The organism is Halolamina sp. CBA1230, from assembly GCF_002025255.2.
Taxonomy (GTDB): domain Archaea; phylum Halobacteriota; class Halobacteria; order Halobacteriales; family Haloferacaceae; genus Halolamina.
This window is the reverse complement of record NZ_CP054587.1, coordinates 44,265-66,128: the sequence shown is the minus strand read 5'-3', so window position 1 is coordinate 66,128 and position 21,864 is coordinate 44,265. Positions and strand designations below refer to the sequence as shown.

19 protein-coding genes and 1 pseudogene are annotated in these 21,864 nt (G+C 67.2%); 8 read left to right on the top strand and 12 right to left on the bottom strand.

What is annotated here, in order from left to right; translation table 11 throughout:
- Positions 1 to 77 precede the first annotated feature (77 nt).
- A pseudogene (locus tag B4589_RS18465) lies at positions 78 to 206 on the bottom strand (type II toxin-antitoxin system RelE/ParE family toxin); the annotation flags it as partial.
- Positions 207 to 209: 3 nt separating this feature from the next.
- Positions 210 to 701, bottom strand: coding sequence for a helix-turn-helix transcriptional regulator (locus B4589_RS00350; RefSeq protein WP_079232389.1), 492 nt, complete (start codon positions 699 to 701; stop codon positions 210 to 212).
- Between the two features lie 100 nt (positions 702 to 801).
- Here B4589_RS00350 and B4589_RS00345 point away from each other — a divergent pair, with 100 nt between their 5' ends.
- Complete coding sequence (locus B4589_RS00345; RefSeq protein WP_079232388.1) at positions 802 to 1,410, top strand: hypothetical protein; 609 nt, start codon at positions 802 to 804, stop codon at positions 1,408 to 1,410.
- A gap of 208 nt (positions 1,411 to 1,618) precedes the next feature.
- Here B4589_RS00345 and B4589_RS00340 read toward each other — a convergent pair whose 3' ends face one another.
- Positions 1,619 to 2,374 (bottom strand): VOC family protein, encoded by a 756-nt coding sequence (locus B4589_RS00340; protein WP_079232387.1) that lies wholly within the window; start codon positions 2,372 to 2,374, stop codon positions 1,619 to 1,621.
- A gap of 721 nt (positions 2,375 to 3,095) precedes the next feature.
- Complete coding sequence (locus B4589_RS00335) at positions 3,096 to 4,208, bottom strand: GTP-binding protein (protein WP_079232386.1); 1,113 nt, start codon at positions 4,206 to 4,208, stop codon at positions 3,096 to 3,098.
- Positions 4,209 to 4,531: 323 nt separating this feature from the next.
- Between B4589_RS00335 and B4589_RS00330 the strand changes: the two genes are divergently transcribed.
- From B4589_RS00330 to B4589_RS00310, 5 genes are all read left to right on the top strand, one after another.
- Entirely contained in the window at positions 4,532 to 6,187 is a 1,656-nt protein-coding gene (locus B4589_RS00330; protein WP_079232385.1) for an ATP-binding protein, read from the top strand.
- A 76-nt stretch (positions 6,188 to 6,263) separates the two neighbouring features.
- Entirely contained in the window at positions 6,264 to 7,043 is a 780-nt protein-coding gene (locus tag B4589_RS00325) for a GNAT family N-acetyltransferase (protein WP_079232384.1), read from the top strand.
- Between the two features lie 171 nt (positions 7,044 to 7,214).
- A complete protein-coding gene (locus B4589_RS00320; RefSeq protein WP_079232383.1) occupies positions 7,215 to 8,240 on the top strand; it encodes a YeiH family protein in 1,026 nt (341 codons plus the stop codon).
- 43 nt (positions 8,241 to 8,283) lie between these two features.
- The gene (locus B4589_RS00315; RefSeq protein WP_079232382.1) at positions 8,284 to 9,630 is read left to right on the top strand and encodes an MFS transporter; all 1,347 of its coding nucleotides are present in this window, start codon (positions 8,284 to 8,286) and stop codon (positions 9,628 to 9,630) included.
- A 110-nt stretch (positions 9,631 to 9,740) separates the two neighbouring features.
- The gene (locus tag B4589_RS00310; protein ID WP_079232381.1) at positions 9,741 to 11,402 is read left to right on the top strand and encodes a long-chain fatty acid--CoA ligase; all 1,662 of its coding nucleotides are present in this window, start codon (positions 9,741 to 9,743) and stop codon (positions 11,400 to 11,402) included.
- Between the two features lie 57 nt (positions 11,403 to 11,459).
- On the opposite strand, the gene B4589_RS00305 is transcribed toward B4589_RS00310, so the two are convergent.
- The 6 genes from B4589_RS00305 to B4589_RS00280 all read right to left on the bottom strand — a co-directional run bounded on the left by B4589_RS00305 (position 11,460) and on the right by B4589_RS00280 (position 19,030).
- Positions 11,460 to 12,701 carry an ABC transporter substrate-binding protein gene (locus tag B4589_RS00305; protein ID WP_079232380.1) on the bottom strand — a complete coding sequence of 414 codons (1,242 nt, stop codon included), beginning with the start codon at positions 12,699 to 12,701 and terminating at the stop codon, positions 11,460 to 11,462.
- 16 nt (positions 12,702 to 12,717) lie between these two features.
- Complete coding sequence (locus tag B4589_RS00300) at positions 12,718 to 13,635, bottom strand: NAD(P)/FAD-dependent oxidoreductase (protein WP_176330483.1); 918 nt, start codon at positions 13,633 to 13,635, stop codon at positions 12,718 to 12,720.
- A gap of 69 nt (positions 13,636 to 13,704) precedes the next feature.
- Positions 13,705 to 14,694, bottom strand: coding sequence for a HEAT repeat domain-containing protein (locus B4589_RS00295; RefSeq protein ID WP_079235125.1), 990 nt, complete (start codon positions 14,692 to 14,694; stop codon positions 13,705 to 13,707).
- A gap of 92 nt (positions 14,695 to 14,786) precedes the next feature.
- Positions 14,787 to 16,775 (bottom strand): acetate--CoA ligase, encoded by a 1,989-nt coding sequence (acs, locus tag B4589_RS00290; protein ID WP_079235124.1) that lies wholly within the window; start codon positions 16,773 to 16,775, stop codon positions 14,787 to 14,789.
- Positions 16,776 to 16,850: 75 nt separating this feature from the next.
- A complete protein-coding gene (locus B4589_RS00285) occupies positions 16,851 to 18,551 on the bottom strand; it encodes a methylmalonyl-CoA mutase (RefSeq protein WP_079235123.1) in 1,701 nt (566 codons plus the stop codon).
- 110 nt (positions 18,552 to 18,661) lie between these two features.
- A complete protein-coding gene (locus tag B4589_RS00280) occupies positions 18,662 to 19,030 on the bottom strand; it encodes a helix-turn-helix domain-containing protein (protein WP_079235122.1) in 369 nt (122 codons plus the stop codon).
- Positions 19,031 to 19,159: 129 nt separating this feature from the next.
- Between B4589_RS00280 and B4589_RS00275 the strand changes: the two genes are divergently transcribed.
- Positions 19,160 to 19,789: a helix-turn-helix domain-containing protein gene (locus B4589_RS00275; RefSeq protein WP_079235121.1), complete on the top strand. Its 630-nt coding sequence runs from the start codon at positions 19,160 to 19,162 to the stop codon at positions 19,787 to 19,789.
- Positions 19,790 to 19,859: 70 nt separating this feature from the next.
- The gene (locus B4589_RS00270) at positions 19,860 to 20,324 is read left to right on the top strand and encodes a pyridoxamine 5'-phosphate oxidase family protein (RefSeq protein ID WP_079235120.1); all 465 of its coding nucleotides are present in this window, start codon (positions 19,860 to 19,862) and stop codon (positions 20,322 to 20,324) included.
- Here the strand turns inward: B4589_RS00270 and B4589_RS00265 are convergent, their stop codons facing one another.
- Together B4589_RS00265 and B4589_RS00260 are read right to left on the bottom strand one after the other, a co-directional pair.
- The gene (locus B4589_RS00265; RefSeq protein WP_079235119.1) at positions 20,325 to 20,462 is read right to left on the bottom strand and encodes an FmdB family zinc ribbon protein; all 138 of its coding nucleotides are present in this window, start codon (positions 20,460 to 20,462) and stop codon (positions 20,325 to 20,327) included.
- A gap of 126 nt (positions 20,463 to 20,588) precedes the next feature.
- Positions 20,589 to 21,821 carry a digeranylgeranylglycerophospholipid reductase gene (locus B4589_RS00260; RefSeq protein ID WP_079235118.1) on the bottom strand — a complete coding sequence of 411 codons (1,233 nt, stop codon included), beginning with the start codon at positions 21,819 to 21,821 and terminating at the stop codon, positions 20,589 to 20,591.
- Between the last annotated feature and the right edge of the window lie 43 nt (positions 21,822 to 21,864).

Sequence of the window (21,864 nt, the reverse complement as noted above, 5' to 3'; positions counted from 1 at the left end):
TTACGGTTTAGATGTAACGGTGGGGGTCCTCCGGAGGATCGAGCAAAGGAACCACACTGTACGGCAGTACCGCCGTTTCACGCTTCGTCCCGCCACGATCCCCACACGTCGCGGTATCGGCCGAGCTCGCGGGACTCGTTCGTTCGCTCGAAGGCGTCGATCGCGTACAGCACTTCGTCCGCCGTGTTCCAGTCGACCAGAGCGCGAACCTAGAGCCAGTCCGGCGACGGACGGTGTTCGTACGCCTCGATACGCTCGATACTGACTGGTCGGTCCTCCGCGTCGGGGAGCCGGAGGTCGGCAGCCTCGTACATGTCGTAGAGGATGCCGATCTGCTCGTACAGCCCGACCCGCTTCAGGAGGTCGATCCCGTGCTCGGTGACGGCGTAGTACTTCCGCGGGACACCGTTGGGGACCGGCTCGTCGGTCTCGGCGTCGAGCGTCGTCACGATCGGCTCCTCCCGCTCCGCGAGTTCGCGCAGGTGGTCGCGGATCGTGCTCTCCGTGATCGAGTTCCGTGCAGCCAGCTCGACCGCACTCAACGCGCCGGTCGGGCTGGCGAGGATCTGCTGGAGGAGCCGGATCTTCGTCTCGCCCAGGATCGCGCGGAGATCGTCGATCAGGCTGCCGTCCACGTCGTGCCCAGCCGCGTCCGCGGCGTCTCCATCGCCGACTGACGTGGTGACGATCTCGTGGGACATACCCAGTCGTTGGTCCCTCACCAGTATATCTTTTGCGACGGTCGTCGACAAGGACAGATCACGGACGTATATCCGTGTCAGGCATCACGGGAGCCACGATATGGCGCCCGACACGCCCGCCCACATCCGCGACCTCCCACGGCTCACGGATGCCGACTTCCTCTACGAAGGGTACAGTGGCGCGAGAGTGTCCGATATCCACGACGCCGCGACGAAACTGTTCCACGAACTGGACGCGATGGCGGCGACGACCCACACGCGCTACTTCGTGCTCGGCAGCTACGACTCCTTCGAGGATCGGCGTGGACCGAAAGACCGTCTCGAGGCCGTTCGGGACACCATCAACCAACACCCACATCCAGCGAGTGCGTTCCTGCTGGGGGAACTGGACGAGGCGAACGAGCACTGGTCGAACTTCTACCTCAAGTTCCGCTACGCGCTGATCGGGACGGACTACGTCCTCCTCGCCGCGGAGGACAACGACGGCGGGCACGAGTTAGAGCTGGGTCGCGTTCCGCTCGCGGACACCTACGTGTTGAAGCGCGACTACGCCGAGGTCTCCATCGAGCGCGACGTCGAGTACGAGAAGTTCGACGCGATGATGGGGACCCTGTTCGACGTGATGGCGGAGAACGACCGACTGGAGCGGTGGACCACGGAACACCAACTGCTCGAACGTATCGAGGACGTCGTCGCAGAAACCGCGTGACAGGGGGACCGCGACGAGGAACCACTCACCGCCGCGGCGTCGACCGGAATCCTCGCGACGGTTCGCGGGCCGCTCGTGGCTGTCGCGACCGACCGAACGCGGTCGAACGCCGTCGCCCGCTTCCACGCCTCAACGCCGGCGGCGTCGTCGCTTATGAGCCCGGATCCGCGCCGTACGTGAATACACCGGCGCAGATCGTTGCGCCCAGTTATTCCCGCGTCACCACTTCCACTTCGTGGCCGTCGAACGTCTTCGTGAACGCGTAGTTGTAGTCACACGACTCCGGATCGCGGTAGTCCTCGGCCTCCCGGGTCTGCAGCGTCTCCCAGAACCCCTCCAGATCGTCACACGCGACCGCGAGGTGGCCCCACGCGTCGCCCTGGTCGTACGTGCTGCCGTCGTAGTTGTACGTGAGTTCGACGGTCATCGCCTCCTCGGCGGCGTCCGCGGGCGCGAGGAAGTAGTTCGCGAACGTGTCGGCCTCCCAGCGCCCGGCCGGCTCGTACCCCATCTTCCGGCTCCACCAGCCGATCGAGGCGTCGGCGTCCTCGACGCGGATCATCGTGTGGTCGAGACTCCACCGCGCGCCGTGGTCGCGTTCGACGATCTCGATCTCGTGGCCGTCGGGATCCTTCACGAACGCGTAGCCGGGGTTCTCCTCCGGCGGGCGGTAGTCCTCGACGCCCTCGTCCATCAGCTCGGCGTACGCCTCCTCGACGTCCTCGACGCGGACGGCGATGTGGCCCCACGCGTCGCCCATGTCGTAGGAGCGCCCGTCGTGGTTGTAGGTGAGCTCGAGCAGCGCGCCGTCGTCGTGGACATCCCCGGGCCCGAGGAAGACGTTCGTGAACGTGTCGGCCTCCCAGCGCCCCTTCTCCTCGTAGTCGAGATGGGTGGTGTACCAGTCGAGCGACTCGTCGAGGTCCTCGACCCGCATCATCACGTGGTCAAGTTCGTGGCTCATACGGGCGGGGTTTGGTTCGTGGGAGCGAAAAGCGTACCGAAGCCGGTGGTGGGTTGTCGAATCGAGGGGTTTAGTCGGGGGTTTTGTCTCTTGCTCGCGTGGGCATGCGCGATGTTGAAACGAGATCGATAGCCCGACCGCGAACGCGACCGAGGAGATCGCTGTTTCGACTGTGAACGCCACCGCAGAAATCGCTATTTCGACCGCGAACAGTACCGCGGAGTGAGCATGACCACTGGTGACCGCAACCGCCCCGCACAGCCCACAGACCTCCCCAGCCGACTCACTCGCTCCGGCAGAGCGAAGCTCTGCCGTGCTCTCGTTCACTTCGTTCACGAGAACTTCGCTCGTTCGTCCTCCGAGGGAGCGAAGCTCCCTCGTGCCCTCGCTCGTTTCACTCGCGAGGACCTCGCGCTCGGTCGGCGCCCGGAGGCGCCGACGCTTCGCGCCGACAGCCACAGCGGTGCGGTCGCGGTGGACGCCTCGCGGGCGCGACGGTCGCGCCCGCGGGGGGAGGGGTGGGGACTCCATCCAGCGCCGTCGACGAGAATCGAAGATTCTCGTCTGCCAATCAGAAATCTTTGATTTCTGATGACGGACCTCGTGTCCGGCGCACTGCGGTCACAAGTGGACATGCTTCGAGATACCGTCGCTGTCGCGGTTGCCGTCTCAGTGGTCGACGATCCAGCCGCTATTGCTGTTCGCGGTTCCAGTAAAACGACTACTTCCGAGTAATAATCCGCAGTTCGTCCTCGTCCGCCAGCTCGTGGTCCTTCCCCACCTGCTGGTCGTCGTGTTTCGCGGACGGCCCGCTCACCCGTCCGAACCGGAAGCGATCGAGGAACTCGTCGCCGCCGATGTCGAGGCAGGCGTCCTCGACGGTCGACTCCGGCGGCAAAACGAGCGGCTCCTCGTAGTCGACGCCGCGGCCGGGCTTGTCCATGTACACCCGGATCAGGCCCAGCTCCTCCCAGATGCGTTCTTTCAGCCCGTCGAGCCCGCGCTCCTCCTCGGCGGAGATGAAGATCGCCTCCTCGGGGTCGATGTCGTGGCTCCGGAGGTTCTCCTTCACCGTCGGGAGGTAGTCCTGATCGATCAGGTCGGCTTTGTTGACCGTGACGATCGACGGGAGGTAGACGCGGTTGTCCATGATCGCGTCGATCAGTTCGTCGATGGAGGGGTCGCCGCGGACGGTCACCTCGGCGTTGACGTAGCCGTGCTCGCGCAGCACGTCCTTGATCGTCTCCTTGTCCATCGACACCGAGTCGCTGAGGGTGACCTGCAGCCCGCCGGTGTGGCCCTTACTGATCGAGACACTCGCCGGCTCGGTGTCCAGCCGGATCTTGTTCTCGTAGAGCTCGTGGGCCAGCCGCTCGTACTGGTCGATCTCGAACACCGAGAGCATGAACACCACCAGGTCCGCAGTCCGGACGACCGAGAGCACCTCCTGCCCGCCGCCGCGGCCGCTGGCGGCGCCCTCGATCAGCCCCGGCACGTCGAGGATCTGGATGTTCGCGCCGCGATGCTTGAGCATCCCGGGGTTGACGTCGAGCGTGGTGAACTCGTACTCGCCGGTCTCGCTCTCGGCGTTGGTGAGCGCGTTGATCAGCGTCGACTTGCCGACGCTGGGGAACCCGACCAGCGCGACCGTCGCGTCGCCGGTTTTCTCGACGGCGTAGCCGTGGCCGCCGCCGGAGGAGGACTGGTTCTCCAGCTTCTCCTTCTTCTCCGCGAGCTTCGCTTTCAGCCGCCCGATGTGGCTCTCGGTGGACTTGTTGTAGGGCGTCTCGGCGATCTCCTCGCGGAGTTCCTCGATCTCCTCCTCGAGTCCCATCGGCCGAAAATCCGCCGTGGGCGTCGTTAAAGCTGTTCCTTCCAACCAGCCGCGGCGAGCGAACTGCCGCGCGCTCCGTCGCGCGGCTACGGAGCTAGATGCCGCGGCTGTGTTCCAAACCAGTCACGGCTCGCGACCGACGACGGCCTCCGTGCCGCGAGCGCGGAGTCTACGCCGTGACTGTGTCCAACCCAACACGGCTCGCGACCCACGACGGCCTCCGTGCCGGCACCACGGAGCTCGCGTGCTACGTTCAAACCACGCGTCGACGCCCCGCTCCCGATTCAAAGCAGTTATGCGCGCGAGGCGGAGAGCCACACGCGATGGACCTCATTCTCCTGGCTCACGTCGGGGTCTTTGTGGTCTCCGCGGTCGCCTGTCTGCTCTGTCTCCCCCGGGCGTGGCGGATCAAACACCCCGGCACTCGCGAGGGACTGGTCGCCCTGCTGCTCTCGGTCACGCTGTGGTCGCTCGGGTACGTCGGCTACCTGCTCGCGCCGACCGACGCCCTCCGGGTGGCGTCGTACACCGGCGGCTACGTGTTCGCGTTCGTCGCCGTCGCAGCGTGGATCTACTTCTGTGCCGCCTACACGGGGCGACCACCCAGCCAGGCGCCGTACCGACGGGTCGTTGTCGGCGTGTTCCTCCTGTTCGTCCTGCTCAAGCTCACCAACCCCCTGCACAACCTCTACTTCACGACCGCGTGGACGACCGAGCCGTTCCCCCACCTCGCGATCCACCTCGAAGTGCTCTACTGGCTGCTGTTGGGGCTCTCCTACGCGGTCACCGCGGTCGGCTTCTTCATGCTGATCGAACAGTTCTACCACACCGGGAGCGACAGCCGGCCACTCGCCGTGCTGGCTGGAGTGACCGGCGTGCCGGCGCTCGCGACCGTCGTCGCCACGGAGGTCGGCTGGCTGCTGCCGCTGATGTACGAGCCGCCGGGCGTCGCCGTGTTCGCGGTCGGCACCCTGTTCGTCTACGTCCGGCAGTTCGAAGCCGTCCAGTTCACCGGCGAGAGCGACGATCCAACCGTCTTCCTCGACCGGGAGGACTGCGTCCGGGACTACAACCGCGCGGCGGCCGACCTGTTCCCGGCGCTCCGGGACTCGATCGGGGAGCCAGTCGAGGAAGTCACCCCCGTGTTCGCGGACCACCTCGACGAGCCGGGCGTGTTCGCCCACGGTGACGGCGACGACCGGCAGTACTACGAACTCTCCGTCTCCCCGTTCACCGCCGGCGGCGTGACGACCGGGCGGCTGGTGACGGTCAGCGACGTGACCGAACGGGAGACGTACCGCCGACGGCTGGAGGAGAAGACCGAGCAGCTCGAGGCGCTCAACCGCGTGGTCCGCCACGACATCCGGAACGACATGACCGTCGTCCGCGGATGGGCCGAGACGCTCTCGCCCCACGTCGACGAGGCGGGGCAGGACGCGTTGGAGCGGGTCCTCCGGAAGTCCGAGCACGTGATCGAACTCACCGAGACCGCCCGGGAGTTCGCCGAGTCGCTCTCCGGCGAGGCGATCGAGCCGCGGCCCACGGAGCTGCGCCGCCACCTCGAGACCGAACTCGAGGCCGTCCAGGGGACGTTCCCCGACGCCGAGTTCCGGGTCGACGGCGAGGTCCTCGCCGTTTCGGTGCTGGCAAACGAGATGCTCGCCTCGACGTTCCGGAACCTCCTCGAGAACGCCGTCCGCCACAACGACAGCGAGACGCCCGAGATCACCGTCGATACGGCCGAAACCGACGACACCGTCCGTGTCCGGATCGCCGACAACGGCCCCGGTATCCCCGACGAGCAGAAGGAACGAGTGTTCGGCAGGGGCGAGAAGGGGCTCGACAGCCCGGGCTCGGGGATCGGCCTCTATCTGGTCCACACGCTGACCGACCAGTTCGGCGGCGACGTATGGATCGAGGACAACGACCCGCGGGGGGCGGTGTTCGTCGTCGAACTCGTGAAAGCTGATACCGCCTAGCGCCCGTCGCGGCCGCCTCGGGGGCTGAGCGAGAGCCGCCCGTAGATTGAACAAGCGTCGCAGCCTACGGGGACGTATGAACCTACGAGTCGCCAGAGAGACGGACATCCCCGGGATCAGGGACGTCGCCAACCGCTCGCTCGCCGCGTCGTACGACGACGTGCTCGACGCCGAGACACGACAGCAGGCGGTCGAGTCGTGGTACGGCACCGACGACGTCTCGGCCGGGGCGCTGGCGGAGGAGATCGTCGACGGCCGGACGGTCGTGATCGTCGCCGAGGATGACGACGATATCGTCGGCTTCGCGCAGGCGTTCCTCTCGGGCGAGCAGCCAACTGTGGGCCGGATCGAGTGGCTCCACGTCAGCCCTGACCGCCGAGGGGAGGGGGCTGCGAGCCAGCTGCTCGACCGCATCGAGTCCGAACTCGCCGACCGCGGCGCCGACCGGATCGAGGCCAGCGTGATCGAGGAGAACGAGGCCGGCCGCGCGTTCTACGAGGAGCACGGCTACGACCACGACCACACCCGGCAGGTCCGCATCGCGGGCAACCGCGTCGCCGAACTGACGCTGATCGGCGAGGACGACATCCCCGGCGACGGCACCGAGCCGAGCAACGAAACCTACGAGACCGACGACGGCGAGTCGGTCGTGGTCGCGTACGACCAGAGCGAGCGTGGGTCGGAGGGGGCGTTCCACCCGACCTACCTCGCTGACGACCGCGACGAGCAGTACGGCTGGTACTGCGGGAACTGTAACAGCTTCGACGTGAGCGTCGGCTCGATGGACGAGTTCGTCTGTAACGACTGCGATAACCGTCGGCGCGCGATGCGCTGGGACGCCGTCTACGGCGGCTAACCCGGCGCGGCTGGCCGACAGCACAAACCGTTTACCGCTTACCCACCCAGAACCGGCCGTGATCGACGCCGCGCGCCGTTGGATGGAGCTCGGTGAGGGGTGGCAGGCAGTCCTACTGGGGCTGCTGCTCGTCGCCGCTGTCCGGCTCGGGCTCTCGGTCCCGTGGTGACTATGCCCCGGTCGCTCCTCCCTGGTCTGGCGCTCCTCCTCGCGCTGGGGCTCGGCGCGCGCCTGTTCGCCGGCGTTCTCCCGCTGAACCACCTCCTGCTCGCGATCCTGCTCGGACTGGCGGTCGGGAACACGCTCGGCGTTCCCGACCTCGTCCGCGCAGGCGTCGGGACGCACAAGCTCTGGCTCAAGACGGGGATCGTGCTCACGGGCGCGAGCGTCGCGCTCGACCGCGTGGTCGCCGCCGGCCCGCGACTGCTGCTGCTGATCGCCGGCGCGGTGACCGTGACGATCCTGCTCGTCGAGGCGCTCGCTCGGCTGGCGTTCCGGATCGACGACGAGACTGGATCGCTGCTCGCGGCGGGCTCCGGGATCTGTGGCGTCTCGGCGGTCGTCGCCGTCGCCGAGAGCATCGACGCCGACGAGACGGCGGTCGCCTACGCCGCCACCACGATCCTCCTGTTCGACGCGGTGACGCTCGCGACCTACCCGGCCGTGGCTGCGGCGATCGGGCTCCCCGACCGGGTCTTCGGGATCTGGGCCGGCCTCACGATGTTCAGCACCGGCCCAGTGACGGCCGCCGGGTTCGCCGTCTCGGAAACCGCGGGGGAGTGGGCGGTGCTGGTGAAGCTGACCCGGAACGCCGCGATCGGGCTGGTGGCGGTCGCCTACGCTGGCGTGTACGCGAGCACCCGAGCAGGCGCGAACGCGGTTCGAAAGGGGACGAACGCGACGCGGGACGGGCGCGACCGTGGCCTCCTCGCCCGGCTCTGGGCGCCGTTCCCGAAGTTCGTCGTCGGCTTCGTCGCGGTCGTCGCCATTGCGAACTTGGGGCTGCTCGACGGACGGGAGATCACGTCGCTCGCGAACGCCGCCGACTGGCTGTTCCTGCTGGCCTTCGTTGGGCTGGGGATGGAGATCCGACTCGACGAGCTCCGGGCGACGGGCTACCGGCCGGTGCTCGCCGTGCTGGTCACGCTGCTCGCGGTCTCCTCGGTCGGACTGACGATCGTTCGGGCGGCGTTCTGAGCCATCGGTAGCTATTCGCCGGGGGCGATCCAAGCGTCGGCCGATGGCCGCCGACGAGGAGCCGACGGTCCGCGACCAGTTCCGCCAGTTCTTCGCGCTGGAGCGGGACGTGCTGGTGCTCTCGCTCGCGATGTTCGCGTTCAGCCTGGGGTTCCAGATGACCAGTCGCTACCTCCCCGAGTACATGACCGCCCTCGGCGCCTCGGGGTTCGTGATCGGCCTCTACGGGACGGTCGGCAACGTGATCTCGGCAGTCTACCCCTACCCGGGGGGTGCGATATCGGACCGACTGGGCTCGCGGTACGCGCTCACGGCGTTCGGTCTGCTGTCGACGCTCGGGTTCGGCGTCTGGCTGGTCGCGCCGACCGTCGGCACGGTCGAGGTGGCCGGGATCACGATCGAGCCCTGGTTCTGGGTCTTCGTCGGCCTGTTGCTGGCTCAGGCCTGGAAGTCGTTCGGGCTGGGCGCGACGTTCGCCGTCGTGAAGCAGGCGACCGACCCCTCGAAGCTGGCGGCCGGGTTCGCCAGCACCGAGACGTTCCGCCGGACCGCCTTCTTCACGGGGCCCGTGCTCGCGGCGGCGCTGATCGGCCTTCACCCGCAGTTCACCGTGAGCTTCCAGTACGTGCTCGCGGTCGCCGTAGCCTTCGGTGCCGTCGGCACGGTCGTCCAGCATTTCCTCTACGACTCCGAGGGCGACAGCATCGGCGATTCCTTCTCCGGGCTGGCACAGGTACGGGCGGACCTGCGGGAGATGCCGAGCGAACTCCGACCGCTCCTGATCGGCGACACGCTGGTGCGGTTCGCCAACGGGATGGTGTACGTGTTCTTCGTACTCGTGATCACGCAGTTCTACGAGGTGGGGTTCAACGCCTCGCTCCCGCTTTTGGGGGGGTCCTACGCCGTCTCGCTCTCGCCGGCGGCCTTTTTCGGCTACCTGCTGGGCGTCGAGATGCTGGTCGCGCTGGCGACGATGATGCCCGCCGCGAAGCTGGCCGAACGCGTCGGCCTCAAACCCGTCGTCGGCCTCGGGTTCCTAGTGTACGGGACGTTCCCGGTCGTGCTAATCTACGGGCCGGAAGTGCTCGAACCAGTGATGTCGCTCCAGTGGGCGCTGGTGCTGCTGTTCGCGTTCTCGGGACTGCGCTTTGCGGGGCTGCCCTCCCACAAGGCGCTGATCGTCGGCCCGGCCGAGCAGGACGCCGGCGGGCGCGTCACGGGGACGTACTACCTTCTCCGGAACACGGTCGTGATCCCGAGCGCGGCGCTTGGGGGGTACCTCTGGCAGTACGTGAGCCCGGAGCTGGCGTTCACGATCGCGGCCGCGGTCGGCGTCGCCGGCACGGGCTACTTCCTCGCGTTCGGGCGGGAGTTCGACGCGTACCGGTAGCCGCCGAGAGGGTACTGCGGCCCTGCGAAACCCACTGGCGGAGACACAACGAGCGAACTACTCAGCAAAACCGACAAAAAACTATTACAGATGTTACCACAACACGAGGTGTGACTGGGTACCAACAGACGCTGAAGCCGTTCCTGTGGCGTGCTGAAAACATCACCCCGGATCGGGAGATCGTCGCACGGACACACGAGGGGACGAAGCGGTACACCTACGCCGAGTACGGTGACCGCGTTCGGCAGTTGGCGAACGCCCTCGAACAGAGTGGCGTCGAAACGGGGGATCGCGTCGGGACGATCTGCTGGAACACCGACCGACATTTCGAGACGTATTTTGCGGTCCCGAACTGTGGGGCGCAGCTCCACACGATCAATCCGTTGTTACCTGACGGACACATCCAGCACATCGTCGACGACGCCGAGGACCGGGTGATCTTCGTCGATCCGTCGCTGGCCGAGAAGCTCGCCTCGGCGTACGAGCCCGACGCCTTCGAGAGCGTCGAGCAGTTCGTCGTCATGGGCGCGGAGGTTCCCGACCTGCCGTTCGAACCCGTCACCGACTACGAGTCGTTCATCGGCGACCAGTCGACGACGTACGAGTTCCCGGAACTCGACGACGAACAGCCCGCGGGGATGTGTTACACGTCGGGGACGACTGGAATGCCGAAGGGCGTCGAGTACACCCACAAGATGCTCCACGCCCACACGATGGCGACGATGGTCCCGCAGGCGCTGGGCATCGACGACTCGGACGTGGTGATGCCGGTCGTTCCGATGTTCCACGTCAACGCGTGGGGGATCCCGTTTTCGGCGGCTGCTGCCGGGGCCAAGCAGGTCTTCCCCGGACCGTCGCCAGAACCGGAAGACATCGCCCGACTCATCGAGGAGGAGGGAGTGACGCTGACTGCGGGCGTCCCGACGGTCTGGCTCGGCCTCCTCGAGTACATGGAGGACAACGACGTCGACCTCTCCTCGCTCGAACGGATCGTCGTCGGCGGGGCGGCGGCCCCGGAAGCGCTGATCGAGCAGTTCGACGAACTCGGCGTGGAGGTCCTTCACGCGTGGGGGATGACCGAGACGTCACCGATCGGGACGGTCGCGAACTTGAAACACGACCTCGTCGACGCCCCGAAAGAGCAGCAGTTCAACGTGAAGTCGAAACAGGGGCTGATCGTTCCCGGCCTCGAGTTCAGGGTGGTCGGCGACGACGGCGACGAGATCGACTGGAACGGCGAGGCGTTCGGCGAGTTGCTCGTCCGCGGTCCGTGGGTGACGATGGAGTACTTCAACCGGCCGGAAGCCAACGAGGAGGAGTTCGAGGGGTCGTGGCTCCGCACCGGTGACATCGTCACCGTCGACGCGGACGGGTACATCGAGATCGTCGATCGAGCCGACGACGTGATCAAGTCCGGCGGCGAGTGGATCTCCTCACAGGAACTCGAGAACGCGATCATGGCCCACGACGACGTCAGCGAGGCGGCGGTCATCGGCGTGCCACACGAGCGCTGGCAGGAACGACCCGTGGCGATGGTCGTCGCGCCCGAGGGGACCGACCACGACCGGCTGACCGCGGAGCTCCGGGAGATGCTCCGCGAGGAGTATCCGAAATGGTGGATCCCGGACGGGTTCGAGTTCATCGACGAGATCCCGAAGACGGCCACCGGAAAGTTCTCCAAGAAGGATCTGCGGGAGCTGTACGAGGGCGAGGAAAGCGAGCTGCTCGAGGAGGACGCTCCTGCGGAAGCGGCACCGGAACGCGAAGAGTAACCACCCTCGCCGATTTCTCGACGCACGACGACGTGACGGCGTGAGAACGCGACGACCCTACTCGCCGCCGACGATGTCGGCCACGCGCCCGCGGTCGAACAGCCGTTCGTCCTCGGGGATCTCCGGGTACGGATCACCCTGCTCGTACCCCGGCCACTCGCCGAACTGCTCGGGGTAGAGCTGCTTGGCGGTCATCTCGATCTGGAACAGGTTCATCAGCGGCCCCTGCACCGGGTGGGCGCCGGCGTAGACGCGGCCGTTCTGGACGGCCGAGAGCTCCTCGCCGACCGGGTCCGAGGCGATACTGTCGCGGATCGCCCCCACGTCGTAGTAGGCGTTGATGCCGTAGCGGTGGAGGATCACGTCGGGGTCGACCTCCAGCAGCCGCTCGTAGTCGTAGGACGTCTCGAAGCTCACGTCGTCGGCGGCGAACGCGTCGGCCGGCGCGAGCGGGCGGATGTGGGCGTTGCTGAACCCCGCGGTGTCGACGCGGGAGGGGTAGAACGTCCCGTCCATGAAGATCACCGAGGCGACCGTGGGTCGCTCGCTCTCGGGCGGGAGGTCGGCCTCGATCGTCGCGAGCAGGTCGGCGTGGACCGCGGCGAGTTCCTCGTACGTCGAGCCGGCGCGGAACACGTCCGCGGTGCGATCCGCGATCTCCCACAGCGTGTAGTACTCGTACTCGTCGGCGTACGCCGCCGGCGGCTCGCTGTTGCGCCGGCTGAGGACGTTGCCGAACCACGGCGCGACGTTCTCGCGGATCTCCTCGACGTCGTCCTCCGCCCAGCCGTCGAACCCCAGCACCAGCGCCGGATCGACCAGGTGGAGGTCGGAGTTCAGTTCGTAGAACAGCTCCCTGTCGATGTTGACGCCGCTGTTGCCGGTGTTGAGCTGCTCGATACCCTCGTGATCGAACGAGACGCCCGGGAGCCGCTCGTAGTAGGCGTCGAGCGTGTTCCCGCCGGCCTGGGCGCTGAACCCCAGCGAGTTCACCGCGTCGCCGTGGCCGTACGCGACGGCCATGTCGGCGTACAGCAGGCTGTACACCATCACGCTCTCGGGCACCGAGTCGAACTCGACGTCGCCGACGGGCGCCATCGACGCCGTGTAGCCGCTGGACGTTTCGGTCCCCTCGGCAGGCTCGGTCGATTCGCTGGCCTCGGTCGGATCGTCGCCGTCGCCCCCAGTCGGCGTCGCCGTGCCGTCGCCGCCGGCACAGCCGGCGAGCAGGGCGCTCGCGCCGATCGCGCTTCCGTAGGTGAGATACTCGCGCCGCGTCAGATCGTGATCGTCGTTCATGGTTGGATCGCGTGTGTCAGTCGTCCGGTTCCGTCGTCCCGCGTTCGGCCTCGATCTCGCGGGCGGCTTCGAGCACGAGGTCGTCGTCGACGTGGTCGAGCAGCCGGCGTTGCCCCGCGTTCGAACGGCGCTCGATCGTCTCGTCGCCCACGTACTGGTCGAGCCGTCGGTCGATCTCCCGCTCGCGGATCTCCTCGACCCGATCCGGGGAGAGGTCGTGGTCGTCGGGGAAGCGCCCGTCGTAGAACTCCCGCCAGCGGTCGCGCTCGCTCCACTCACCGGTGCGCTCGCTCTCGGCGCGCACCCAGTCGTAGTAGTCGGCGAGGGGCTCGGGGTACTCCCGTTCGCGCCGAGCCGCCTCGACCACGGCGACGCCGACCCGGGCACCGCGGCCCGCGGCCATGATCGCCTGCTGGCTGGTCGGGCCGGACGGGGAGGCGACGAATAGCCCCTCGACCGGCGTCGAGCCGTCCGCGTCGGCGTACTCGTCGTCGAACTGCTCCCGCGTCTCCCCGTCGTACTCCGTGGTCACGAACATCGCGTCATCGAGGCCGCGCAGGTACTCGCCGGCGTCGTAGCGCGTGGCGGCGATCACCCGGCGGGCCGTCACGGTCTCGCCGGACTGGCGCTCGACGCGGAAACGGGCCTCGTCGCCGTGTTCGACCGACTCGACGAGATCCGGGACGACCTCTCCGCCCGCGTCCGCGACGTGGTCGTGCAGCAGGTCGTAGAACGTCCCGATGTCGACGCCGCCCGGGAAGCCGAGGTAGTTCTCCAGGTGGGCACACCGTTGGATCGACGAGCGGCCGCGGTCGAATATCACCGTATCGAGCCCGGCGCGGGCGGTGAACACGCCCGCCGAACAGCCGGCGGGGCCGCCGCCGACGATCGCGACGTCGTGGTCGGACGGCGTCCCCCCTGTCTCGTCGTCCATGTAGATTAGGCCCGCCTAAACGAATAAAGCCGTTTCGATCGTTGGGTTCGTGGCGGACCGGCGTCGAAGCTACCGGGGAACGCCACATCCGGGGCACGTCGGCGGCCCCCCGTCCGGGAGCGAGAGCCCGCAGCGGGGGCAGTCGTGCGCCGAATCGGGCGTCGCGACCGCCGTCGCGATCTCGTCGGTCGTCTCACGGATCGCGTCGGCGCTGGCTACGCGGTCGGGTGCCGGATCGTCCCCCGCGAGCGCCGCACGCACGAACTGGACCCGTTCGGCCTCGAACTCGTTGGCACCCTCGGACAGGCTGTCCGCGAACGTCGCCGCCACCGGCTCCGTCCGGACGACCACCCCGAGCGCCTCGGCGGCCCGCCCGCGGACGTACGGGCAGTCGTCGGTCAGGCGCTCCGCCAGCGGCCCCGTCACGGACGCGAGCGCCGACGGGAACGCAGTACCGATCACGGTGAGTGCGGTACAGAGGTGGTACCGAACGAGATCGTTGTCGTCGTCGAGACGCTCCCCGAGATTCGAGGTCTGGTGGCTGAGGCGGTCGGGGTCGCCGATCGCGAGCGAGGCCAGCGCCTTCGCGAGCTTCTCCCTGACCTCGGGCTCGTCGAACGAGAGCCCGACCCGCAGGTCGGCTAGCAACGCCGGCGACGCCACCTCCTCGGGGTAGTCGAGCGCGACGTAGCCCAGCGCCTCGGCGGCGCGCGCCCGGACGTAGTAGAACTCCGCCTCGTCGGCCAATCGGGCGGCGAGATCGTCGATGTGGGGGACGACTGCCGACGGTGACTCGCGGGCGACGGCGACGAACAGTTTCGACGTCGTCAGCCGGACCGAACGGTCGTCGTCCGTCAGAAACGGCGCGAGCGCGGGGAGCAGCTGCCCCACCGCGACCGGACGCTCGTTCGCGAGGCGTCGGACCGCCCGGACCGCCGCCTTCCGTGTGTCGGCGGACGCCGTCTCGAACCGCCGAAGGGACGCGGTCGCGTCGTCGTACGCGCCCGTCTCGACCGACTGGGTCAACTGCTCGACCGACGGCTGGGTCGGGTCGTCCACGTCAGGGTAGCCCGTGACACTGCGCCGCCAAAAATACCCGGGGCGGCTCCCCGAACGACTGACTCGCCAGCTTTCGTATCGTTCTATCCGATTTATTCTCCGGCCTGTTCCTGGATCGACGCCACCACGTCAGGGTTGCGCAGGGTGGAGGTATCCCCGAGTTCGTCGCCGTTGGCGATGTCTTCGAGCAGGCGGCGCATGATCTTGCCCGAGCGGGTTTTGGGGAGTTCGGGCGTGAAGATCACCTGTTCGGGGCGAGCGATCGGGCCGATGGCATCCTCGACGCTCTGGACGATGGCGTCCCGGAGTTCGTCGTCGCCCTCGTGGCCGTCCTCGGTGATGACGTAGGCGTAGACGGCTTCGCCTTTCACCTCGTGGTCGCCGCCGACCACAGCAGCTTCGGCGACGCCCTCGACGCTGACGATCGCGCTCTCGATCTCCATCGTTCCGAGGCGGTGGCCCGAGACGTTGAGCACGTCGTCCACCCGGCCGAGCACGGTGATGTAGCCGTCCTCGTCGATCTTCGCGCCGTCTTCGGGGAAGTACACCCAGTCCTCCGGGTCGTCCGAATCCGTGTCGGAGTACTCCCGCCAGTACTCGTCGATGAACCGCTCGTCGTTCTGGTACAGCGTGCGCAGCATCCCCGGCCACGGCTTCTGGATCGTCAGGTAGCCCGCGCGGCCGGCCTCGATCTCCTCGCCGTTGGTGTCGAGGATTTCGGCGTCGACGCCCGGCAGCGCCGGGCCCGCGGAGCCGGGCTTCATGTCCTTGATCCCCGGCAGCGTCGTGACCATCATCCCGCCCGTCTCGGTCTGCCACCAGGTGTCGACGATCGGGCAGGACTCGTTCCCGATGTGCTTGTAGTACCACTTCCAGGCCCGGGGGTTGATCGGTTCGCCCACGGTCCCTAGGAGACGCAGACTGGAGAGGTCGTGACTGTTGGGGAACTCCTCGCCCCACTTCATGAACGCGCGAATGGCGGTGGGCGCGGTGTACAGTTGGGTCGCCTCGTACTCCTCGATGATCTCCCAGAGCCGATCACGCTCGGGGTGGTCCGGCGTCCCCTCGTACATCATCGTCGTCGTGCCGAGCGCGAGCGGGCCGTAGACGATGTAGGAGTGGCCGGTGATCCAGCCGATGTCGGCCGAGCAGAAGTACGTGTCCTCGGGCTTGACGTCCAACACGGCCTGGGAGGTCCACGCGGACCAGGCGAGATAGCCGCCCGTCGTGTGTTTCACCCCCTTCGGCTCGCCCGTGGTACCGGAGGTGTACATCAGGAACAGCATGTCCTCCGCATCGCGGGCGACCGGCTCGACCTCCGCGCCCGCGTGGGCGTGGACAGCGTCGACCCAACGGCGCTGATCGTCGCGGAGATCGTGGCCGAACGCGTCGGCCTCGGGGAGGCGTTCGACGACGACGGTCTCGGTGTCGTGGTCGACGCCGTCGAGCCCCTCGTTGGCCTTCTCGAGGTGGTCGAGGGGATCACCACGGCGGTAGTAGCCGTCGCAGGTGATCAGATACTCGGAGTCGGCGGCGTTCATCCGGGTGGCGAGCGCGTCCGCGGAGAACCCCGCGAACACGACCGAGTGCGGCGCACCGATACGGGCACAGGCCAGCATCGCGATCGGCAGCTCCGGGATCATCGGCATGTACATCGTCACCACGTCGCCCTCGCCGACTCCCATCTCCCGCAGCGCCGCGGCGGCCTCGTTCACCTCGCGGTGGAGGTCCTCGTACGTGTACGTGCGGTTGGCTTCATCGGTGGGTTCACCCACCCACTCGATCGCGACCTCGTCCCCACGCTCGTCGAGATGCCGGTCGAGACAGTTCGCGGAAGCGTTGAGCTCCCCGCCCGTGAACCACTCGTAGAACGGTGGGTTCGAGTCGTCGAGTACGGTGTCGTACTCGCTCTCCCAGTCGAGCATGTCGGCCGCCGCCTGCCAACACTCCGGCCAGTTCTCCTCGAACTCATCGTAGATCTCCGGGTCCGAGACGTTCGCCTGCTCGACGAACGACTCCGGCGGCTCGAAGCTGTCCTGGGCCTCGAGTCGCGCTTCCAGTTCGGAATCATCGTCCGACATAGTCAGGGATACTGTGGGTCGGAGCGGACATAAACCCACCTACAACGCGACCGAAAACCGAGAGACCGCGACCGATCAAGCCAGCCCGATCTTCTCGCGGTACCCGCCGTGCTCGGCCTCGAACACGTCCATGATCTCGCCCATCGTCGCGTACGCCTTGACCGCGGTGACGATGTACGGCATCACGTTCTCGTCGTTCTCCACGGCCTCGCGCAGGTCGTCGAGCGCGGCCTCGACGGCGTCGTCGTCGCGTTCCTCCTTGACCGACTCGAGGCGTTCGCGCTGGTGTTCGGCGACCTCCTCGTCGACTTTGAGCACCTCCGGCGAGGTGTCCTCGTCGGAGACGTACTCGTTGACGCCGACGACGACCTCCTCCTCGTCCTCGACGCGCTCCTGGTACTCGTAGGAGGCTTCTTGGATCTCACGGTGGAAGAAGCCCTCCTCGATCCCCGTCAGCACGCCGTCACGCACCGAGCCGTCGCCCATCTCCTTGATCGACTCGATGTACTCCATGGCCTCCTCCTCAACCTCGTCGGTGAGGCTCTCGACCATGAACGAGCCCGCGAGCGGGTCGACGCTGTCGGCGGCGCCGGACTCCTCGGCGATGATCTGCTGAGTGCGCAGCGCGACCCGGACCGCCTCCTCGCTGGGCAGCGCCAGCGCCTCGTCGTAGGAGTTGGTGTGGAGGCTCTGGCTGCCGCCGAACACGCCCGCCAGCGCCTGGATCGTCACGCGGACGATGTTGTTGAGCGGCTGCTGGGCGGTCAGCGACTGGCCCGCCGTCTGGGTGTGGAACTTGAGTTTCTTCGAGTCCTCGTTCTCGGCGTCGTACCACTCGTCCATCACGCGGGCGTAGATGCGCCGCGCGGCGCGGAACTTCGCCACCTCCTCGAAGATGGAGTTGTGGGAGTTGAAGAAGAAGCTGAGCTGGGGGGCGAACTCGTCGGTGTCCATCCCACGCTCGCGACAGTCCTCGACGTACGCGAACCCGTCCGCGAGGGTGAAGGCGAGCTCCTGGACCGCCGTCGAGCCGGCCTCCCGGATGTGGTAGCCGGAGATGGAGACGGGGTTGAACTTCGGCGTCTCCTGGGTCGCGAACTCGATCGTGTCCGTGACGATATCCAGCGACGGCTCCGGGGGGATCACCCATTCCTTCTGGGCGATGAACTCCTTCAGCATGTCGTTCTGGAGGGTCCCACGCACCTCCTCGCGGGGGACGCCCTGCTGGTCGGCCAGCGCGAGGTACATCGCGTAGATCACCGGCGCGGAGGGGTTGATCGTGAACGAGGTCGACACCTCGCCGATGTCGATCCCGTCGAACAGGATCTCCATGTCCCGGAGCGTGTCGACGGCGACGCCCTCTTTCCCCACTTCCCCGAGAGCCATCGGGTCGTCGGAGTCGATCCCCATCAACGACGGCATGTCGAACGCCGTCGAGAGCCCGGTCTGACCCTCCTCGATCAGGTAGTGGAAGCGCTCGTTGGTGTCCTCCGCGGAGCCGAAGCCGGCGAACTGTCGCATCGTCCACGTCCGCCCGCGGTACATCGTCGGGTACGGACCGCGGGTGTAGGGGAACTCGCCGGGGTTGCCCAGATCCTCCTCGTAGTCGAGGTCGGCCACGTCGGTCGGATCGTACAGCCGGTCGATCTCGAGGTTCGACACCGTCGCGAACCGATCCTTGCGTTCGCCGTAGGCGTCGAGGGTCGGGTCGAGCGTCTCCTCTTCCCACTCCTCGCGGCTCTCGCGGATCTCCGCGAGATCCTCCTCGTCGTACATAGCTTCCTGTTTCGCCGGAACGATTATGAAGGGTTCGGGTAGCGAATCGGATCCACCCCGGCGAACACGACTAATGAATCGTTTCTCGCGATACAGAATCGCCCGGGCGTTCACGACTCGTCGCAGTTCACGACGCGCACCTCGGTGCCGTCGTCGCCGATGGACAGCGAGACGGTCTCGACGTCGCGACGGTACTCGCTGGCGTGTTTGCCCGAGCTCCGGATCCGGACCCCCTCACGGAGGAGGCCGACCTCGACGAGTCGGTCGATCTTGCGGTACGCCGTCGAGGAGGGGATCTCACACCGTTCCACGATCTCCTTGGCGGACAGGGGCTGGTCGCCGGTGACTTCGAGCACGGCACGGCAGTCCGGGTCGTCGAGGGCGCCGAGGAGATCGGTGATCTCGCGCTCGGTGCTGAAAACCTCCGCCGAGTCCCCGTTCGGACGCCGGGACTGTGATCCAGTGATGGCGTAGCTCATGGTTCACAGTGGGATCGTCTCCCCCACAAGCGTGGAGCACGGATATCGTGGGTGGTTTAAGTGCGATCCCGCGGGCCTCCATGGGACCACCGCACTCAAGGTGGTTCGAGTCCGACTCGGGGCCGGACGATGAGCACCGGCATCCGGGCGACGGTGACGTTCGAGAGCCCGGCGGGCTGTCCGGTCGCCCGACTCGCCGCGGCGGCCGACGTGGCGATCGACAGCGTCGCCACCAGCGTCTCCGCCGACGGGGCGCCGATGACGGAGTTCCTGATCGACGCCGCCAGGACGGTCACCGACGCCGAGCCGGTGTTCTCCTACGGCAGCGCCGACGTCTACCGGGTCGAGCACGCGGGCGACTGCCCGTGTACCTGTCTGGGGGAGTTCGACTGCCCGATCCACCGGTACCTCGCGGACGGCGGGGAGCTCACCGTCGTGTTCCACGCCGAGACGTTCGACCAGCTGCAGTCGGTGATGGGGACGTTACGCGAACGGTTCCCGTCGGCGGACGTCCAGCAGCTCCTCCAGCCGCCGCTGTCGGGGAGCCCGGACGACCAGCGGTTCGTCAACCGCGGGAAGCTCACCGACCGACAGCTGGAGGTGCTCCGAACCGCCTACCGCGAGGGGTACTTCGAACGTCCGCGCGGGGCGAACGCCACCGAGCTCGCCGAACAGTTGGGCATCTCCCAGTCGACGTTCACCGAGCATCTCGTCGCCGCCCAGCGGAAGCTGTTCGCGGACGTGTTCGACGACGGGTAGGCGCTCGTGGTCCCGGCGATCGACTCAACCGTAACCGCTTAACCCGACGCTCCGTTGGGTCGGAGTACGCATGCCACTCGCCCGAGAGACCGAGATGACGCGGGAGGAGACGGACGCGTTCCTCGGTGAGAACGAGACGGGAGTGCTCTCGCTCGCCGAGGCCGACGACCCCTACGCCGCGCCGGTCTCGTACGGCTACGATCCCGAGAAGCGCTCGTTCTTCTTCCGACTCGTCTCGACGCCCGAGAGCGAGAAGCGCCGCTTCCTGAAAGCCAGCACCAGCGCGCGGTTCGTCGTCTACGGCGACGAGGGGGCGGGCCCCGAGGAAGTGTACCGCAGCGTCGTCGCTGCGGGCACGCTCTCGGAGATCGACCCTTCGGAGCTCTCCGTCGATCAGATCGAGCAGTACGGGGAGGCGAAGCGCCCGCTGTTCGAGATCTGGGGGGAGTCCAAAGAGGAACTGGACATCCGGCTCTACGAGTTCGAGACGACGAACGTGACCGGGCGCCGAACCGAAGTCGAGCGCGACGCCTGACTACGCCTCGGAGAAGTCGTCGGACCGGGCGGATGCCGAACAGACCGGGCAGCCGTTGTTCAGGATCGCCTCACGCATCGGTCCGTTGACCTCGATCTGCTGCCCGCATTCCTGACAGACGTACTCGTACTCCTTCATCGATCGGTCACTCGTGCCGGGGTAGTCGTGGTTCGACCCTACCCGAGAAAGAGGTTTCCTCTTAGGAGTCGGTGTCGGTAACTCCCACCGTGTAGGAACGAGCCCGCGGAAGTCGTCGATGTCGTGCTACTCGGAGAGTCGCTCGCGCGCGAACTTCGCGAGCAGCGGCACGTCGCCGAGGTGCAGGAGCTTCCGCATCGCGCCGAGGTTGCCGGCGTTGACTTTCGCCAGCGTCTCCTCCTCGGTGTCGTTCAGGTCGGCCATCAGCTTGTCGTAGCGGGAGTTGGGCGCGAGGTACAGCAGTTCGGTCATCAGCAGGCGCTCGCGCATCCGCGGCGCGACCTCGCTGTGCCAGAGCTTGTTGTACACCGCCATCGCCGACGCGGAGGTGTCGGGCTCCTCGGGCGTGAGACATCGGTCGGCGACCGTCGCCGCCGCGCGGCCGGACTGCATCCCCTTGTGGATCCCCTCGCCCCAGAGCGGGTCGACGCTGGGAACGGTGTCGCCGATCGCCATGAAGCTGTCAGTGCTCAGGTCGCCCGGCGTCTGGATGTGGGCCGAGCCGCGGTGGACCTTCCCCTCCAGACGCTCGGCGTTCTCGAAGCGGGGGTCGGTGTCGAGCCAGTACTGGAGGTAGTCGTCGATCCCCATCCCCTCCTTGCCGTGACGCTGGTGGCTGTCGTTCTGGATGTAACAGATCCCGACTTTCGCCTCGTCGCCGCCGGTGTGGAAGATCCACGAGTAGCCGCCGGGCGCGAGGTCGTGGTCCAGACGGAGCATCATCGAGTCCGTCAGATCCGCGTACTCGGGGTGGTCGATCTCGATCCCCTCCATCTCGTACTCGACGCCGATAGCCTGCTTCTCGCGTTTGAGCTCACTGACGCCCAGATCCTTCGCCAGCGGCGCCGCAGGGCCGGTGGCGTCGACGATGATGTCGGCGTACACCTCCTCGTCGCCGTTGTACCGAACGCCGACGGGCGTGTCACCCTCCGTGATCGGCCGGGAGACGCGAGCGTCGAACCACACCTCGGCGCCCTTCTCGCGGGCGTCGGCGACCAGCCACTGCTTGAACTCCGCGAACTCGAGCACGGCGCCGGGCTGGTTCTGGACGTAGTGGTCGTTGGGCGACTCCAGCACCACGTCGTCGGTGTAGTTCATCACCACGTCGTCGGGGACGCCGAAGGCGGCCATCATCGACGGGAACGTGCCGGCGGTCGACTTGTTGCTCTGACGCGGGAACTCGTCCTCCGACTCCAGTTCCAGGAGGACGGCGTCGTAGCCTCGCTGGGCGAGGTCGCGGGCACACTGCGCGCCCGCGGGTCCCGCACCCGCGACGACCACGTCAAAACGGTCGGACATGCACACACGAAACGCCGTGTGCGTTATGAGTGTTGCTAACTTC

Bases quoted from the DNA above. Each gene is read 5' to 3' on its own strand.
- B4589_RS00325 (WP_079232384.1), top strand. From the start codon at position 6,264: ATGAACCTACGAGTCGCCAGAGAGACGGACATCCCCGGGATCAGGGAC.
- B4589_RS00345 (WP_079232388.1), top strand. From the start codon at position 802: ATGGCGCCCGACACGCCCGCCCACATCCGCGACCTCCCACGGCTCACG.
- B4589_RS00315 (WP_079232382.1), top strand. From the start codon at position 8,284: ATGGCCGCCGACGAGGAGCCGACGGTCCGCGACCAGTTCCGCCAGTTC.
- B4589_RS00300 (WP_176330483.1), bottom strand. From the start codon at position 13,635: ATGGACGACGAGACAGGGGGGACGCCGTCCGACCACGACGTCGCGATC.
- B4589_RS00265 (WP_079235119.1), bottom strand. From the start codon at position 20,462: ATGAAGGAGTACGAGTACGTCTGTCAGGAATGCGGGCAGCAGATCGAG.
- B4589_RS00285 (WP_079235123.1), bottom strand. From the start codon at position 18,551: ATGTACGACGAGGAGGATCTCGCGGAGATCCGCGAGAGCCGCGAGGAG.
- B4589_RS00280 (WP_079235122.1), bottom strand. From the start codon at position 19,030: ATGAGCTACGCCATCACTGGATCACAGTCCCGGCGTCCGAACGGGGAC.
- B4589_RS00260 (WP_079235118.1), bottom strand. From the start codon at position 21,821: ATGTCCGACCGTTTTGACGTGGTCGTCGCGGGTGCGGGACCCGCGGGC.
- B4589_RS00270 (WP_079235120.1), top strand. From the start codon at position 19,860: ATGCCACTCGCCCGAGAGACCGAGATGACGCGGGAGGAGACGGACGCG.
- B4589_RS00320 (WP_079232383.1), top strand. From the start codon at position 7,215: ATGCCCCGGTCGCTCCTCCCTGGTCTGGCGCTCCTCCTCGCGCTGGGG.
- B4589_RS00330 (WP_079232385.1), top strand. From the start codon at position 4,532: ATGGACCTCATTCTCCTGGCTCACGTCGGGGTCTTTGTGGTCTCCGCG.
- B4589_RS00275 (WP_079235121.1), top strand. From the start codon at position 19,160: ATGAGCACCGGCATCCGGGCGACGGTGACGTTCGAGAGCCCGGCGGGC.
- acs (WP_079235124.1), bottom strand. From the start codon at position 16,775: ATGTCGGACGATGATTCCGAACTGGAAGCGCGACTCGAGGCCCAGGAC.
- B4589_RS00350 (WP_079232389.1), bottom strand. From the start codon at position 701: ATGTCCCACGAGATCGTCACCACGTCAGTCGGCGATGGAGACGCCGCG.
- B4589_RS00305 (WP_079232380.1), bottom strand. From the start codon at position 12,701: ATGAACGACGATCACGATCTGACGCGGCGCGAGTATCTCACCTACGGA.
- B4589_RS00335 (WP_079232386.1), bottom strand. From the start codon at position 4,208: ATGGGACTCGAGGAGGAGATCGAGGAACTCCGCGAGGAGATCGCCGAG.
- B4589_RS00340 (WP_079232387.1), bottom strand. From the start codon at position 2,374: ATGAGCCACGAACTTGACCACGTGATGATGCGGGTCGAGGACCTCGAC.